This is a genomic window from Paenibacillus sp. VTT E-133291, assembly GCF_002264395.1.
GTDB lineage: Bacteria > Bacillota > Bacilli > Paenibacillales > Paenibacillaceae > Paenibacillus_AQ > Paenibacillus_AQ nitricinens.
Genome location: NZ_NFVA01000059.1, coordinates 13,848 through 30,160 on the forward strand (window position 1 = coordinate 13,848; position 16,313 = coordinate 30,160).

A 16,313-nucleotide genomic window follows, 5' to 3' on the forward strand; every position below is an offset into this window, starting at 1 on the left:
TGCAGAAAACAGAGGTCGAAGCCGTACAACTGTCCCCTAGTAGCTTGTTGTAACATTGATTGACAGCAGCGACCACTACATGCCGAATATAACAAAACTGATTATCCCTAACTCAAAATCTCAAAATCGCTAGCTGTAATTACAGACAAATCATCTCTAGACACTTTAGCTATGTTTATTACTCTTCTAGCGTGATTTATAACTAAATCATCATATAAATTACGCGCCAAACGACCATTTGCAAAGTTCTCATTTTTTTTACTTATCTCGTTTTCAAAAAAGGATTTTACACTTCTCCTAACTTCTTCACTTAATCGATAGTCGTTCTTTTCACACATACTTAACAAGATTTCTTCTAGTTCTTCAGCCTGATAATTTTCAAATTCAATAAATGTATTAAATCTTGATTTTAATCCCGGATTAGATTCAAAAAACTTATTCATTGGTTCTTTATAACCAGCAACAATAACAACTAAATCATCTCTATAATCTTCTAATGCTTTAGTGAGTTCCGTTAGGCACTCTCTTCCATAAGAATCACTGTGATCATTTTCAGTAATACTATAAGCCTCGTCTATAAATAATACTCCGCCTTTTGCACGTTCTATTATTTTCTTAACTTTAAGTGCTGTTTGGCCCTGATATCCTGCTATTAGATCTGTTCTGGACACTTCAATAAAATGTCCATTTGATAGCAACCCTATCTGTTTGTAGATTCTACCAACAACTCTCGCAACCGTTGTTTTCCCCGTTCCCGGATTCCCTGTAAAGGATAGATGCAGAGTGTTTTTTGAGGAGTGAAGATTATTCTCTCTACGTAGCTTTTGAACTTTTTGATAAACTATTAAATCATTAACCTTAGTTTTAACTTTCTCCAAACCAACGAGAGCATTTAGCTCGTCCAACAATTCTTGCAAAGTTCTTGTATCCTCAGCTATCTCTGTATCTGGTTTGCAAATGCTTTGTAATGTTGTATATCCATAGTATTCAATTAAATTTGAGTTCAACACCTGGGCTACACGCTTTACTTCAATCTGGTATTTAGGATTATCTACTACCTTTAATATTTTTTTTAGAAGTGAAACCGTAGCTACCCTACTGTTATTTTCAATTATAGACGATGCAAGCTTTGTTATCTCACCACAGGCATCTGTAATAGCGTCTAATTTTGATGCGTTATTTATCAACGCGCTCTTGTATTTATCCATCATATCACCTTTAAAAGAATTACAATCAGCTCAATAATTGCAAGCCCCAATAATCCACCAGCAAGTAAATAAGCATATTTGATTTTTTTAGTTAACATCTGGACAGCTATATCATTCTTTTTAACAATACTTGCGATTGCAGCATCAGTATTTTCCTTATTCGTTTGAACAATGTCCCTTATTTCATCGCTTTGCTTTTCTAATTCAGACAATTGACTAGAATGCAACTCGCTGGAACTCCAAATATCATCCACATCGTTCAAATGTGTGATACTACGTAATTTTGATTTGTACTCTATCAATTCATCGATGCTTATTTTGTTTTCTTGAACAAGTTCAAGTGTATTCTCATCTTGTTGCATTAATTCTTTCAGTCTAACCGAATGAGCTTCCGTCGTTTCCCAAATACTATCAACATCATCCAAATGTTTTATCTGACGGAGATGGTTTTTATGTTTTTGCAGCTCATCAATGTTTTTTGCATTTGAATTTACATCAAACTTTATTCCTTCATTTGTTTTTACAAGATCATCCAGACGAAGATGGTGTTCTTCACTTTTGGTCCAAATATCATCTACATCGATCAAATGCTCAACACTAGACAATTTTTCCATGAAGGATAGAAGTGATTCTAGGTCAGATTGTTGTTTAGATGCGGTATCCTTAAAGGAACTCATCTGATTGCTGATATTTGCCAATGAATTATGTATATTAGATAACGAATCCCACATTACATCGATATCTTGTAAGTGGACAATGTTCTCTAATTCACTAGTAAAAGCGATAATGGCTTCAAGTTTTACAATCTGTTGATTCAGCTGCCTTGACAGATCATTTAATTTATTTTCTGTAGCCTTTAATACTGCTTTTAAACCTTCCGCTGTCTGTGCATTTACTTTGCTAATGGCCGCCGCACTACTAATAGAGTTAGATAATACAGTAATTTCGTCATGCAATTTATGTAGATTATTCCATATTATGTCAACATCTTCAAGATGGTCATAACCATCCAGTTTTTGCTTAAACTTTTTTAGGACCTCAAGTGTTCTCTTCTGATCATCAACAATCTTTTTTATTTGATCTTGCGTTATTTGAATACGTTCACTGGTTTTTTCAGTAGCTTTAATAGATATCAAAATAGCTTGAATGTAGTCCTTATCCAACGCTTCTAATGCACTATATACCTGACCAAACTCTTTGATGGATCTATTATTCGTAGTATTTAAATGGATTAAATGCTGCTGAATAGTACTGAGTCTACTATTTAATTCAAATCCTGTAACCTTATGATCACCAAAGCCAAGAAATCCACCGTCTGTTCTAACAGTATCAATCTTTAACTCCTCTGCCTTCTTTTGCGAAAATTGTTTCAGCCCTCTTTTCGCTAGTTCGAAATCGTGGGTTTTTATAACTAATTCACTCATCTTTATTCCTCACTTAGCAATTTGTCTAATTCATCATAAATTTTGTCTAAATCACTTTTTTACAGATATACCCAATGTACTGTGAATGATATCAACCGATTCCTTCATGAAGTTTGATGCCTCTTCGTGTCTGGTATATATGGTTCATACAGCTGAAAATTCAACATCTTCAAACCAAGAATTCTCACCATGAGTATCATTTCGGTTGATTTTTGACACTGTGTTATCTGATGAAAAATCATCAGAAGTCTTCTCAGGGTGAGTGTTAATATTGTTTTTGTCTTTTTCGTATTGTTAAGCAGTACTTAAACGGCTGCGCCAGCAATCAGTATAACTTCAATTATTTCAACACTTTTTTTCTTAACAGGCCTCTCATTCGAGTTCGTCAAATAGATTATCGATATCATCAAATGTGTTATGTATAGATTCATCATCCTCGCAGTTTGCAGCGATATTTTTTAGAGATTCACTCATCAAATTCGCTGCAGCAACATGACGCTTTTTTATCTCATTCACTGCATTTGCCTTAGTATGTTCCAGCTTTGCCTCACTTACAATACGGACTTGGTGCTGAAGATTTAGAACCTCGTTACTCTTCTTGACTTGAGCCCAAACAACATTTCCTTTCTGGCTTTTTTCTATTCTTTTTTCAATTAGATTTATTGCAATAGCGCCTATAATCCCTGCAACTACAGCACCAAGAAAAATACCTATAATATTCGCAAGGCTACCAATTAAAGGTAATACAATGGAAAATATAGGAATCGCCATCAACCCTTTTTCGACAACTTCGCCAAGCACTACTGCTCCAGCTCCAGTTAATCCTGCAATAATTATTTTGCCTGTTTCGAGAAGGAGACGACCAATAGGTTTACCTTTGTTCTCCGAGCTCTTTATATAATTGACAGCATCTTTAAGCGATTTCCAACCTTGCTTTAACAACATCCATATTTTTTTTATAGTTCCAAAAACAGGGCCCATAATCGCTGCTGCGACAGTACTAAACACAGTATTTCCTGCATTAATCAAGTGTGTTTTCATTTTACTGATGAAGGAATGAATAGCTTCTTTTAAGCTATCTAGAAGAGTACCTAGGCCCTTTTTAGCAGACTTAAACCATTTAACTAACTTAGCGATAATTTCCTTAACCAAATCAGCAAGCAACTGCATGAGCACCGCTCTAAGTGCTTTCCCACCAATACGAAATGCTTCTTCCTTCTGAGACTGTTTTCCTGCCTCCATAGATTTCTTCTCAGCTTCTTTTTTCAGCCTTTCTTCGTATTCTTCACGAGCCTCTTTGCCTTTTTTGCGCAGAGCTTTCTCATCAAGTCCAAAATATTCTGACTGCGTCTGCCCATCATCACGTGGATTATCTAACCATTCCTCCATAGCAAGGTCACTTTTGGACTGATTGGCTGCTGCATCCAAATCATTTAGATTAGTATCACTTTTTGCAAAATCCTGACGTAACTTTCTATCCATATGCGCTGCTGCATCCATATCTCTTATTTGCTCTGCGGCAGAGATAGTATGATCTTTCGCAACAGTTTTTGAGCCCTTTTGATCTTTAGTTCTCGTGTCAAAATTTTGTCTCGCATTAGACGCTAACTTTTTCTTCCAAGAGCCACTTCTAGTATCCCAATCTTCCCATACTTTAGTCTCTTCGTTGTACCTAGTTTTACCAACCAGCTCTTTTTTATTTTTATCAAAGCGCATATATGTCTTTGTTTTTTCATCAAAGTGCATATTTTTACTCATATTGATTTCCATCTTCGGATCTGTTTGAAAATCAGCTCTCGTTTCATTATATCGCTCTTGATAATCAATCTTAGTATTATGTGTTGCAATCTTCCCATGTTCAAAATTTCCTGTTGTTTGAATGTGAGCCTCATCTCGTAAATCGAGTTTGAGGCCATTATTCTCTTTAATAAAATCCTCCCCAGCAGTGACAGCTATTTGATTCATAAACTGCTTCCAAACAACATCCATAATGACATTTCCGAGATTGTCCGGATTTCCTATTTTTTCTTTTTCATCAGCCAAAAATTCCAGATCAGCAAGTTCTTCTTCTAATTGGCTTTGGAGTTTCTCTTCCAACTCATCGAAATCAAAAAAATCCGTTATATCCTCACTAAGCCCATGATTCTCATCAAGAAAAGCATTTTCCTTTGCCATAATATAGCTATCCTTTCTAGACATTAAATGTCTTGTCGAATAATAAACTCATAGAAAATAACCCGATCATGCAAAAGTATGTTTTCCTTTTAGTTCTCACGCCAGAAAGGAAAACAATCACTAAATGGGTTACAATCAAAAATACATCTAATTTCCGAGGGATTGGCCATACCTATGCTTTACACTGAAACTTTACTGCCCTTCACCACGTCGAATGGGGGGCTTAAGCACAGTGAATACTTGTTGACAGATTTACCCCCTCCTAATGAACCATGGATAGACTATACAACTAAATCAAAATAAATAATTCGTCAACAACCCTCCATCTCCTTCCAAATGCGTGTTCACTCTAGGACAATTCATCCCACAGGCACTTAACCCCATAACCAATCAAAGTGGCAGCAACTAGAATAGAGGTCACTGCACCCGCTGATGCTGATAATCCTCCACCAACACATTCCCTAGCTACTCGATAAAATCACTTTCCCCGCCTTTCATCTACATAAATAGTTATCCTTTTCCAACTTTACAGAAGGTCAAAATATCTTCCTAGAAGTTGCGAAACCAATTTTATTTTTTAAATAATCATGGTCTTGTTTCCATAGTGTTTTCCTTTCTAAACCACAGGCTTCGATAATTTCTTCATCAGATTTCCCTTTGTCACGCATGTCTCGTGTAATTCGCATGACTGCCTCTTGGCTGACAACAGCTTTCTCATATATGTCCATTGTTCTGTTTATGCCAGCCCAAAGACCTGAATGGGGAATCTGGTGACAATAGTTACAAATCGTTTCTAGATTTGAAAAGCTATTTTTTCGTGGGTTACCATCAACATGGTGTACATGAAGTTGCCAAGTGTTTTCTGTTGTATATCCGCAATACATGCATGTATATTCGTCTCGCATCAGTACTGCTTTTCTGATGTTCTTCCATTCGGTAGATTGCATAAACTTTTTATCATCATCACTTCGCCAAGTCAATTCGTAAGACAATACAAGCGACTGTTTTACTGGCTTCGGCACTTCTCCACCGTTTTGCTGTCGTGCTTCTTCTAACATTTCTTCTGGTTTGGGAATACGATTACGTGACATAGTTCGTTCGACTGTCCTTCCAGCTAATTTTATCGTTTTATTCTACCACAAGGCTATTATAAAGTATCTTGAAATAGAACCCAAGTTCCATAACTCTCGTGTAATTCACTTACATTTTAGTGGCGTCAAAGTACCCATTTCCCGTCAGTAACAACAAACCCCCGACCTCACACGGTCGGGGTTCTTGGTGAGAACTAAATTTGAAATCACCTTAGTTCGCCGCATCGTAAATATTAATATGAGTTTAATTATTACCAACACACTATTAACTTTCTAAGCGGGCAAATAGATAGTTATACCAACTTTCTTGAAGCAAAGTTATCGGGTACTGAAGTTCTAAATATGCCGTTTTGAGCTCTAATAGATGTGTCACTTAGTACTAATCAATTGATAATATGCTTCAGGTAAAGCTTTAGATATTAACCTATCTGAGATTGCTATAACCTGATCAGGTATAGATGTATTCGATTTATTCCACATAGATGGATATATATATATATTCTTCTTAGTGTTATTACGAGTAACTGACAACATATTTTGAAGCAATTCAACTTTCGACCCATCGAGCTCCAGTAACTCTCTTAATGGTTTGAACAGTTCCAATTGTTCTTTAACACTAAATTCATTTACAATATAACCAGTTTGTCCCCATCTCAGTAATTGCAAAGCAACATTTCTATCCATTTTGTTCTGAACCCTTTGATTCCAAAAATGGTTCAAACAGTCATGACATGAAGAACTACAATGACAGTCACTTAATATTTTTTTCGTTTCATTTAAGAGTTCATCAACCTTATTAGCCACTTCCGCACTATAACCCGCCCCACTCGATAAACTATCAAATAGATAGATATCCACATAAGTTGTTTCAGGAGTATATCTTAAACGGTAACCACTCTTAATTTCATTAAACTCAACATCCAATAATCTGCCAGCCGCAAGGACCATAGCCTCTGATAATGTTACAGCAGCTGTCTTTATCCATAAATCATCAAGATTTGTATTTATTTGAGTATTATTAAATGCTATTTCAAAAACAACCATATCAGTATTAAAATTATGTCCTAATACAACACGCTCAACATCATAATGATTACACTTTTTAAATGATCTTGGATGCTTGTAAGGTTTACCATGTTGTTTAGTGAATTCTTCATCTCCAGTAACTGCTGCACCACAATCTTTACACACTTTAAACCCTTTAGACTTCGGTCCTTTATTCAGAACAATTAGTGTTTGGTCTGCACGTCTAGCAACCTTTATATATTTGTTATTTGTTGTTTCCATGTCATCCTGCGCAGGTGTTGCTGAATAACATGGAGCCTCAGCAAAAGATAACTCATTTTCTGCTTCAGACTCTGATATGTTCTTACCATTAACAGGCGCAAACCCCCATGGTTTTAATATATATTGAGATGCTATATCATGACCCTTACAGAAGGGACATTCATTGTTTTCAGGTACCTTTATGCCGAACCATCCACAATAATCATTTTTGCAATAGTAGAGGTCTCTAAAGTGTTCTTTATTCTCAAAATAACTTCTTGCAGGTTTTTCATAATAGTTTTGTTTGAATTTCGAATGATAGTTATAGATACCACCAGATTTATAAGTCTTCTTATTCACTACAATAATACGACCCGGTGCGTATTCGCTTATTGCCATATCTAGTGAACGCTCTGGTTTCTGTTCAATTTCTTTCCCCTCTTTATCTTCAATATAGAAGCCTACTACATTCTTAGGGAACGAATACGTTGGAAGGATACTCTCGTCGTAAAGAACATCCAGAAGAGACTTTTGTTCACCTTTTTCAGTAATATACTCTAAAATATTTGACTTTAACATTTCACCAATATAATTTAATTTATCTCTTAGCTTTTGTTTACAATCAGATATGTTTACAAAATTCATATTAGACATTACGACAAATAATTCATCTTCCATCATCTGATATTTATCTAAGTATTTACAGAAATCCTGATGATAAAGATTATAATATTTTTCTATTTCTAGCTTATCCATACCTTCATTAATACTAGACATATAATCAGTTAGTATAACCATATTAAGATGTCGCATAATTAATTTAGAATTATTAACATCTATCCACGGTTTTCTCACTTCACCTGTAATGATTTTTTTAGGATGTAAAAAATAATAGCTGTCATGTGGACCGTCATCTGTATATGTTACAATCGTAGATATTGCGGCACTTCTTCTACCTGCACGACCAGCTCTTTGTTGATAATTTTCACGCATTGGTGGAATATTTCTTAAACCTACAGCGGTTAAAGAACCTATATCAATACCAACTTCCATTGTTGTAGTACAACTTAATATATCAACTGGCGTAGCCTCATTTACCTGTACATCTTGAAATCTCATCTCATAATCTTCCGTTGTTGACCACATCTTTTGGCGTTGATCCTTATGTGATAACTGTGCAGTATGTTCTTCCGTATTTATACTAGTTATTGATTCAGATTGTTCGGATTCTATTACATCTAACACAGGTTTTCTCCAAAAATCAAATCGACGCAAATCTTCTCTACTCATAACATTGACTTGAGTATAACCACAATGAGAACATCTTCCCCATAAGGTAGTAGCAAAAACCCCTGAACATTTTGTGCAGTGATACCACACTTGTTCATTGTTGTATGCTAAAGACATCAAATTTAAATTGAGATACCTATTTTCACTACCTTGTGGAGTAGCAGTGTACTTCAGTAAACACTTGTATATAACATCAATATTCTCTTCTGAATAACCCTTTTCAGATAAGATCTTCTTTAAAGGTGTAGCAATTTTTGAGTTTGCTGCTATACCAAAGCGATCATAACTTGTCGTTCGAGCGTTTTCTCGTACCTCGTCACTGATTGTATCACCTAAAGCATAACTATCTTTCATGACGATATTCGCCCATGCTGCAAATAATTGTTCAAACTCTTCGCTCGACATGTTAATCTCCGAGTCGTCCAACTCATCTTCAACTTCCTCTAACTTGTCTTGATTACAGGGCTTTATGTAACATAATCCAATATCACTTAAAGAACGATAACTACTACACATTAATTTGAGTAATTGTTCATCATATAATCCTGGGGTTGAGTTGAAGTCTGTCTTCAATGATTCATAATCCAATATTCTACTTCTGCGTGCTGCCCTCTTAATCTTATCATTGATCTTGTTCATATCATTTTTGAAACTCGTCTGTTGCTCTCCGTAAAACAAGTGCAAATTATTGGATACCGAAACCTCTAAAAAAGCCATATAAAGCAAATTCATCGTCGGCATTTTATTATTTGTCTTCGCCCATTCTTCTAACTTTTTTGCTGCTATGACCATAACTTTTCTTACTGCTTCATCATCAGCAGCTCGAGTAAGATCTTTGGCTAATTTGGCAGCACGTTGTCTACTATCTGAAAATAGCAATACCTTTCTACCCGCATTCGGATAATTTCTCACCAATTCTTCATCAAATAATGTAGGGGGTTGTATATGTAATTGCTCGGAAACCAGATTATAAAATGACTCATTTCCTTTTGTCACGAAATCTGATGGATAAAAATGAGTTTTCTCGCACTTTGGACATGAGTGATACGTTAGTTTACCAGGTTTACCCTTAAATTCTTTATTATTATATGCGACGTGTAGAAATCCTTTCTGCCCAGCATAGTTATCATTATCAAAAAATTTTCCTGTGACTGAGTTTAACCACCCAACCTTGCTTTCTTTAGTCTTTTTATAAATACCATTGCTAGGTACTATATATATGTGAACCTCTTTAATTGAATCGTCATATAACTCACCGATTGTGTTCCATATGAAATCTCTTGCTTTAGGGTTTTGATACATGTACCCTCTAATAAACAGTGCTCCACAACGTCTGTCGTTAACTAGTTCATAAACTTTACTTCCACAACAATCACAAGTATCTCTCCTACTACCTAAATATATCTTTCCAAGTCTCAATTCTTCATTACTATTTGCCTCTCCGCAATCTGGATTACAACACATAAAGATTCCTTGAAGACCTCTAAACATCATATGAAGTCGCGCAGGAAATAACACTTGATTTTCTTTATTCTTGGCTAATGGTGCAATTGCTAGTAAGGTTTCTAGAGCTCTTCGGGCAGTATGTTCACTATCGTTAGGGAAAGTAAGTTGAGCTAACTCATCATATGAAACAGCATTTCCACGACATGCCCTCATAATGTCTATCATGGGTCTAAAACTATTTAAAAATGTGAATAACCATTGTTGTGCTTCTGAATAATTTCCAAACTCTAATGTTCTCCCGTTTGTCATTAGCTTAGCAAACTCTTTAATTGCACTACGTTTACTATCCTCATCACTTAGAAAGGGGTTAGTATCAACTTTCGCAAGGATATCTGATCGTATGTCAAAAGAATCGGCTTCTATTAATTCTTGTTGCTTACCATAGATAATATCGAATGTTAATTGATCATTATCTTGAGCTGTTAAATCATTCGAAAATTTTCTAACATGCGATTCGCCGTCACTAGGCACACTAGCACTAGTTAAAATAAATCTTACTTTATCGCGTGTAATCTCTAATTTATGAAGCAATCTTCGTATCAGTAACGCCACTTCACCACCAGCAGAACCTCTGTACATATGAGCTTCATCGATAACAATTAGTAGTTTATTGTCCTTAGATAAATCTAACCATGCTTTCGTGTTGTCCCAAATACTTTTCTCAATAGGTCTAATTAGCATATACTCAAGCATAGAATAGTTTGTTATCAAAATATCAGGACATGATTGTTGCATTTCTTGTCTAGTTATTAACTCTGCATCATAATCATTAGTTACATGTTTACCTTCATAAAGATTATTCACATACTCATCAAGATTTAACTTGGAAGGGTATTTTCCGATATCTAACAGTTTTTGTTTTAGTTTTTCATCCTTGTTGATTAAATTCTCCTCAAGCGTCTTGGCAAACTCTTTATCTTGCTTGTTGTCTTTATCTCCTGGATAGGGTGTCCGACCCGTATACATACCAAATTGGGGTATACGTAAATCCTTATTGCCAGTTTGACCATAAAATATCTCTCTGAAACTACCTTTATCATCACCAATCATTCGGCGCAATCTCCCAACTTGATCAGAGACTAGAGCATTCATTGGATAAAGCATAAGAGTTCTTATGCCTCTTTGTTTCCATGAGTCTGGATTCGTTGCTGCCTCATTTACAATGCTACTGATCATTGGCCACATAAAACACTCTGTTTTCCCTGAACCAGTACCTGTGGTTATGAACAAATCCTTCCCACTATAGAAACTCTCTAATGCATCTATTTGATGTTGAAATGGATGCGGAAACACACCCAGTTTCCCTTTTGACATTTGTAATAGGGTATCCTTCACACCGATCGGTATTGCAGCTCTTTCTATTCCGTTTTCTTTCACTTTATAAGCTGGATTTGCTTCAATATAAGGTTCTTGAAATAAGATACCTTGTTTTTCTAGAATATCACTGCATGCATGATGCAAAAGTTTATTCTCCCCTAAATACTGTGCTCTTAAATAATCAATTAACCTCTTTTTTAGAGCATTATGCGTCTCATATACACTGAATTTATCAATCACTTAATTTCCTCCAACTTGATATTTAAGTTGTTTAATATTTCCCGAATAAAATTCCATACTACCCCGTCAAAAATAAAATTGTACTTATCATTTATATTCTTCATTGGCCAACCCAGTAACATCAATATATTTTCTTCTTTTGTTGGCAATCCATTAGATAAATGCAATAAAAATAGGTTTTTATCTTGAAATCGTTTATATTTTCCGCTTACAGGATTGCCTACATTCTCTTTCAAACCGTACATAAATCGCCTAACTTCATATTGTTCAATCAAATATTCATTTATCTGACTGGTATAATACGTATTATTAATTTTCTTTATAAATCCATAATCTCGATTACCTTGCCAGTACAACGGATTACGATAGATCGTTACGTCGTGATCATTTAATTTCAAATCCGCATCCCAACTATTTGAAAATATATTCATGCTATATTTATTAAATACTTGAGCATTGATCTCACTTCGTTTACTCCATTTAATTAACTTTAAATATTCAACTACCCTAGCACTCGCTGATTTACTTTCCAACCCAAAAAAATCCATTGTATCACTTGGATCAAAGTTTTCTCGCTCGTCATGTTTTAATTGGGCTAATCCTGTTATCTTATTTAAGGCTGCTGATTGTAGCCCTCTTGTTACAACTACATTTGAATTAATTAAACTTTCTTCGTAAAAAGGTAAGGAAATATCTGTATGAAATCCAACATCAACTAGCTCACCGCCTTGATACAATCTTTCTCTAACTATTTCAATTGGACGAGTATTTTGATCTTCTGGATAAAACCACTTTTCAATAGTAGGATACATTTGGATCATGTTCTCAAGAAATAACTTACATCTATTGTATATATGAATTTTACTCACACCGATTTTTCCTATTGATTGATTTAGAATGTCTTCATCTAGAGTAGAGTATCTGATCCACATTGATAATGCTGAATACACAATTCTGGATAAGAACACTTCTTGTTTTTCTTCAGGTACTTTCCTTATTTTTAGGTCATCAGCAATTCTCTTAATAACAGTGTAATTATTCATTAAACTCTCCTAATTCAATTGCTTCATGCAACATCTTTAATATCATCGGACTAAACTCATTTTGATCTACATAATCTATTAATTCTTGGGACTTCCCAATTGAATTACACATCAAGTTCAGTGAAAACATAATAATATCGTACAAAGCATTCGGTGAATTTTGCATATCAATTACACTCATAACCTCAGCAAATTTTATTTTTGCTACTTGAGACATTGGGTATATATAATTCAACTTTTTAGTGAGATTAAAATTTCTTCTAAGTGTTTCCTCTTGAATTGTCTCTTTAAATATCGCGAAATCCGTTAAAGATCGGAGCATCTCTTCTCCACTAGCCGCTAATCCTATAATTGAATCTAAATCAATTAGCATCATATAATCCATAAAACTTTTTGGTAGCAAGCTGATATTTTCCGACGAATCTAATGAGAATAATAGAATATGATCCATTTCATTTTTTAACAAAGGTAAGTAAACACTTTCGAAAGTATTATCGATTGCATTCTCAATAAGTATCACTTTACTGGTAGAATTACTTATCGTAGTCATTATTTCTCTGCTATTATCATATCCAGGTGGTAATGTTATAATTTCCGCTTCTGATCCTTCAATAAGAAAGGATAAAGCATCCGCTACCCCCCTTGAGTTATAACCAACTACTAATAAACTTAATTTTCTGGATATAGAGGCATAAATGAAGTGTGATAGATCATTTGTATAGTCATTACGAATACCACATAAATTTAAATTAATAGCTAAATCATCAATAAAATATGACTTATCAGATGTAACTTCCTCTGCAACTTTATTAGATCCACTATTACGTATTAAAAGTCTACTTTCCAGAATAGGAACTTCATTCTTAAATCCTATCTTTTTTAGTAAACTTTGGATGTTCTGTATTACACCAATTCCTTTATTATCTAGTAACATTATATTATTCTCTAATTCAGTTTTATTTTGCTCTAATGCATCTATTTCATTTGTAAGCTCTTTTCTGATCAAACATAATTCATCAATCGACTCTTGGATCGTATTCTTACTTTGAATTAATTCAGTATTAGATTCGGTCCATACTTCTTCAACGGTTGCACAATATTCTTCATACTTCATATTAACAACAGATGATAAATTATTGATGATGTCTTCATAATCTTGATTCACTTTATTAAGATCATCAATTTTATTATCCAATTCACTAATTCGCTTTTTGCTTTTTTCATTATCAGCATCCAAATTTTCAATTAAACGTTTGTAATCACGATCTAATTCAAGGACTTCTTTTTCTTTTTGCAGCAATAATTCATGATTATTTTTTTCTGACAACTTTAATAATTGCATAAGTTCATCTATTTTTACTTCATTAGTTCTTATGACACTCTCATACGTTTTTTTTAATTCACTCATTTGAGTGTCATAGGTTACAGAGATCTTCTCAGTAACTTTTTTTGTTAGGTTCTTTTCGAATAATTTCTTCTCAAAGTCATTCATAATATAATCCATTTGAGATTCTGATAAGTCATATTTATTCATTTTAAAATAAACTATACTTTTCTCAGCGCTATCATATTTATGATCAAGCAATATAGTCATTAGTTGCTCAAAACAATTCATATCATTCAGTTCAATTTTATTTCTAACACCTTCTATCGGTCCAATAGTAGTTGTAATTACTTCATCCATTCTACTTATGTATTTTATTATTAATAATTTGACTTGCTTTGCTAGTAATAGATTGCGATCAGTATAAATCCCTTTATAATAGATTTCTTGTAGCTTCTTTAACGGAAGTTTATCCAGTCGATATCCTTTAGTATACTCTCTAAAGGTCTTTTCACTTTTCTTTATTAATTCTGTAACTTTCACATAAGGAAATAAGGTTATAAGAAACTCGAATTCTTCTTTTGAATAATTTAATGTGAATTCATTAATAAGATTATTAGTACTATTTTTGATCATCTAGATTCCCATCCTTCAAACGATATAAAATTTCAAGTAAAAACTTTTCAGATTTGTACGGCATGGCATTGTTTTTTATATAAGATTTAATAATTTTCAAGGTACGCGGATATTCTTGCAAGAGAACTCCTAACTTTTTCATCCAGAAAGGTGCTTTCACTGAAAGTCCATTAATCATCATTAACTGACTAGATACCTTTTCATCACATATAACTGACTTATTTGTCACCTGTTGTATAAAATTTATAAGTATGCTTTCTATACCGTTGTTAACGGTTAGAATTTTATCTCCAATTTTAAGGTTATCAATCATTATTTTATGAGCATCGTTCATTATGTACTGAGTGATGTTATTATTATGAACATGTAATATGCGGCTCTTGCTATCAGTACTTATCTTAATACAATCTTCAAATGGCATATTGTATGTTACTTCTTCAAGATGATTATTCTTCATATCGGTAATATCAAATGAATTGCGGTATGTTTTAATTCCCCCCTTAAACTTTCGAATCATGGAATGTATTGAACTATACTTTTCATTAATTGTTATAGTTAATCCTTCAGCAGGTATATCTAAGGATAATAATTTGGTACCCTTATCTAAGCTCTCCCCGTTTATTACCTTAAACTCTGGTCCATTATGAGAAAAAACCTCCACTGAATCTAAGTCATCACTCTTCAATAAGAAAAAGTTTTCTCTGTGTTTAATACAGAAAGCTTGTTGTTCTTTTTCTATAACAGGTGGCCATAATGCTTCAAACAATATTGGTTTGTAGTTTAATGTAACTTTAAAATAATCACGACAAAATTTAAAAAGAGCACCAAACTGATGGTCATTTTGAGGGCTTAATATTATTTTATAAACATTGTATATTACTTCACTATTATTAACTTGCAATGATATCGTTCCATAATTCATATAACTTATAGTGTCGCAATGTCTTTCTAATAAATTTTCATTTCTACACATATATAGATACTCTGTACTTGTGGATATTTCATCATTAATTCTGATCTTTCTCCCACCATTATCATGAAACGTAAATAATGCGCCATCTTGCAATATGCCTTCAGCATAATCCCCCCATCTCTCTTTTAACATTATTTCACAATGAGGTAATGAGTAGTTTATAGTATAGCGAGGCGCGATAAAATCAATTTTCTGTAATGTTGTCATTCCCATAAAAAAGTTACTTCTATTGAATATTACACTTAGACTTTTTTTAATGTAATTATTCATTCCATATGGATTTATTGTAATTTTAAGATTCGCCTTTTCAAGATTATCAAATAATGATTCATTTATATTATAAAAACCTATACATAGTTCATATCTACCATCTATATACTTCCTGATATACATTGGTAATCCTAATCTCTCATATATAGAATTATAAGATTGATTGGTACTTCTTAAGTCACAGTCTTTAGTAAAATCATTTTTCTTACCATGTTTAAAATATGAATTGTAACCATATCGTCTCACAAAGGTTACATATTCTCCACATTCTGTGCATACAAATTGTTCAGCACTCGCTCCTACATTTTCCGAAAACAGCTGGTCAGCTATTTCAACAGAAATGGTTTGATGTTTTCCGTAAGCATAGTTTTCTTTTGCCTTATCCAGCACACTCACTTCCAATCATTCATAGTAATGGGCAGCTCATTCATTATATAAAAAAAGTGTATCACCAACCTGCCAGCTTCCACAGTGTCAATGGATACACTAATTTTAATCCTCCTTCTTAATCATATCTTTATTACAACGGATTAGGCCTATTCTTTTGTTA

Annotated in this window: 8 protein-coding genes; all 8 read right to left on the reverse strand. The window is 33.8% G+C overall.

From position 1 onward, the window contains the following. Positions 1-107: 107 nt before the first annotated feature. The 8 genes from CA598_RS20990 to CA598_RS21025 all read right to left on the reverse strand — a co-directional run bounded on the left by CA598_RS20990 (position 108) and on the right by CA598_RS21025 (position 16,159). Positions 108-1,211 (reverse strand): AAA family ATPase, encoded by a 1,104-nt coding sequence (locus CA598_RS20990; protein ID WP_256990576.1) that lies wholly within the window; start codon positions 1,209-1,211, stop codon positions 108-110. Next, positions 1,208-2,632, reverse strand: coding sequence for a hypothetical protein (locus CA598_RS20995; RefSeq protein ID WP_094877790.1), 1,425 nt, complete (start codon positions 2,630-2,632; stop codon positions 1,208-1,210). Before CA598_RS20995 ends, CA598_RS20990 begins: the two co-directional genes overlap by 4 nt. Positions 2,633-3,004: 372 nt before the next feature. Next, positions 3,005-4,807, reverse strand: coding sequence for a cation diffusion facilitator family transporter (locus CA598_RS21000; RefSeq protein WP_094877792.1), 1,803 nt, complete (start codon positions 4,805-4,807; stop codon positions 3,005-3,007). Between the two features lie 536 nt (positions 4,808-5,343). Next, the gene (locus tag CA598_RS21005) at positions 5,344-5,898 is read right to left on the reverse strand and encodes an HNH endonuclease (protein ID WP_094877794.1); all 555 of its coding nucleotides are present in this window, start codon (positions 5,896-5,898) and stop codon (positions 5,344-5,346) included. Between the two features lie 369 nt (positions 5,899-6,267). Continuing rightward, positions 6,268-11,517 (reverse strand): DEAD/DEAH box helicase, encoded by a 5,250-nt coding sequence (locus tag CA598_RS21010; RefSeq protein WP_094877796.1) that lies wholly within the window; start codon positions 11,515-11,517, stop codon positions 6,268-6,270. After that, on the reverse strand, positions 11,514-12,560 hold the full coding sequence (locus CA598_RS21015; RefSeq protein WP_094877798.1) for a hypothetical protein: 1,047 nt from the start codon (positions 12,558-12,560) through the stop codon (positions 11,514-11,516). Before CA598_RS21015 ends, CA598_RS21010 begins: the two co-directional genes overlap by 4 nt. Continuing rightward, the gene (locus CA598_RS21020) at positions 12,553-14,520 is read right to left on the reverse strand and encodes a coiled-coil domain-containing protein (RefSeq protein ID WP_094877800.1); all 1,968 of its coding nucleotides are present in this window, start codon (positions 14,518-14,520) and stop codon (positions 12,553-12,555) included. The genes CA598_RS21015 and CA598_RS21020 overlap by 8 nt, the downstream gene beginning before the upstream one ends. After that, a complete protein-coding gene (locus tag CA598_RS21025) occupies positions 14,507-16,159 on the reverse strand; it encodes a hypothetical protein (RefSeq protein WP_143812434.1) in 1,653 nt (550 codons plus the stop codon). Before CA598_RS21025 ends, CA598_RS21020 begins: the two co-directional genes overlap by 14 nt. Positions 16,160-16,313 lie beyond the last annotated feature (154 nt).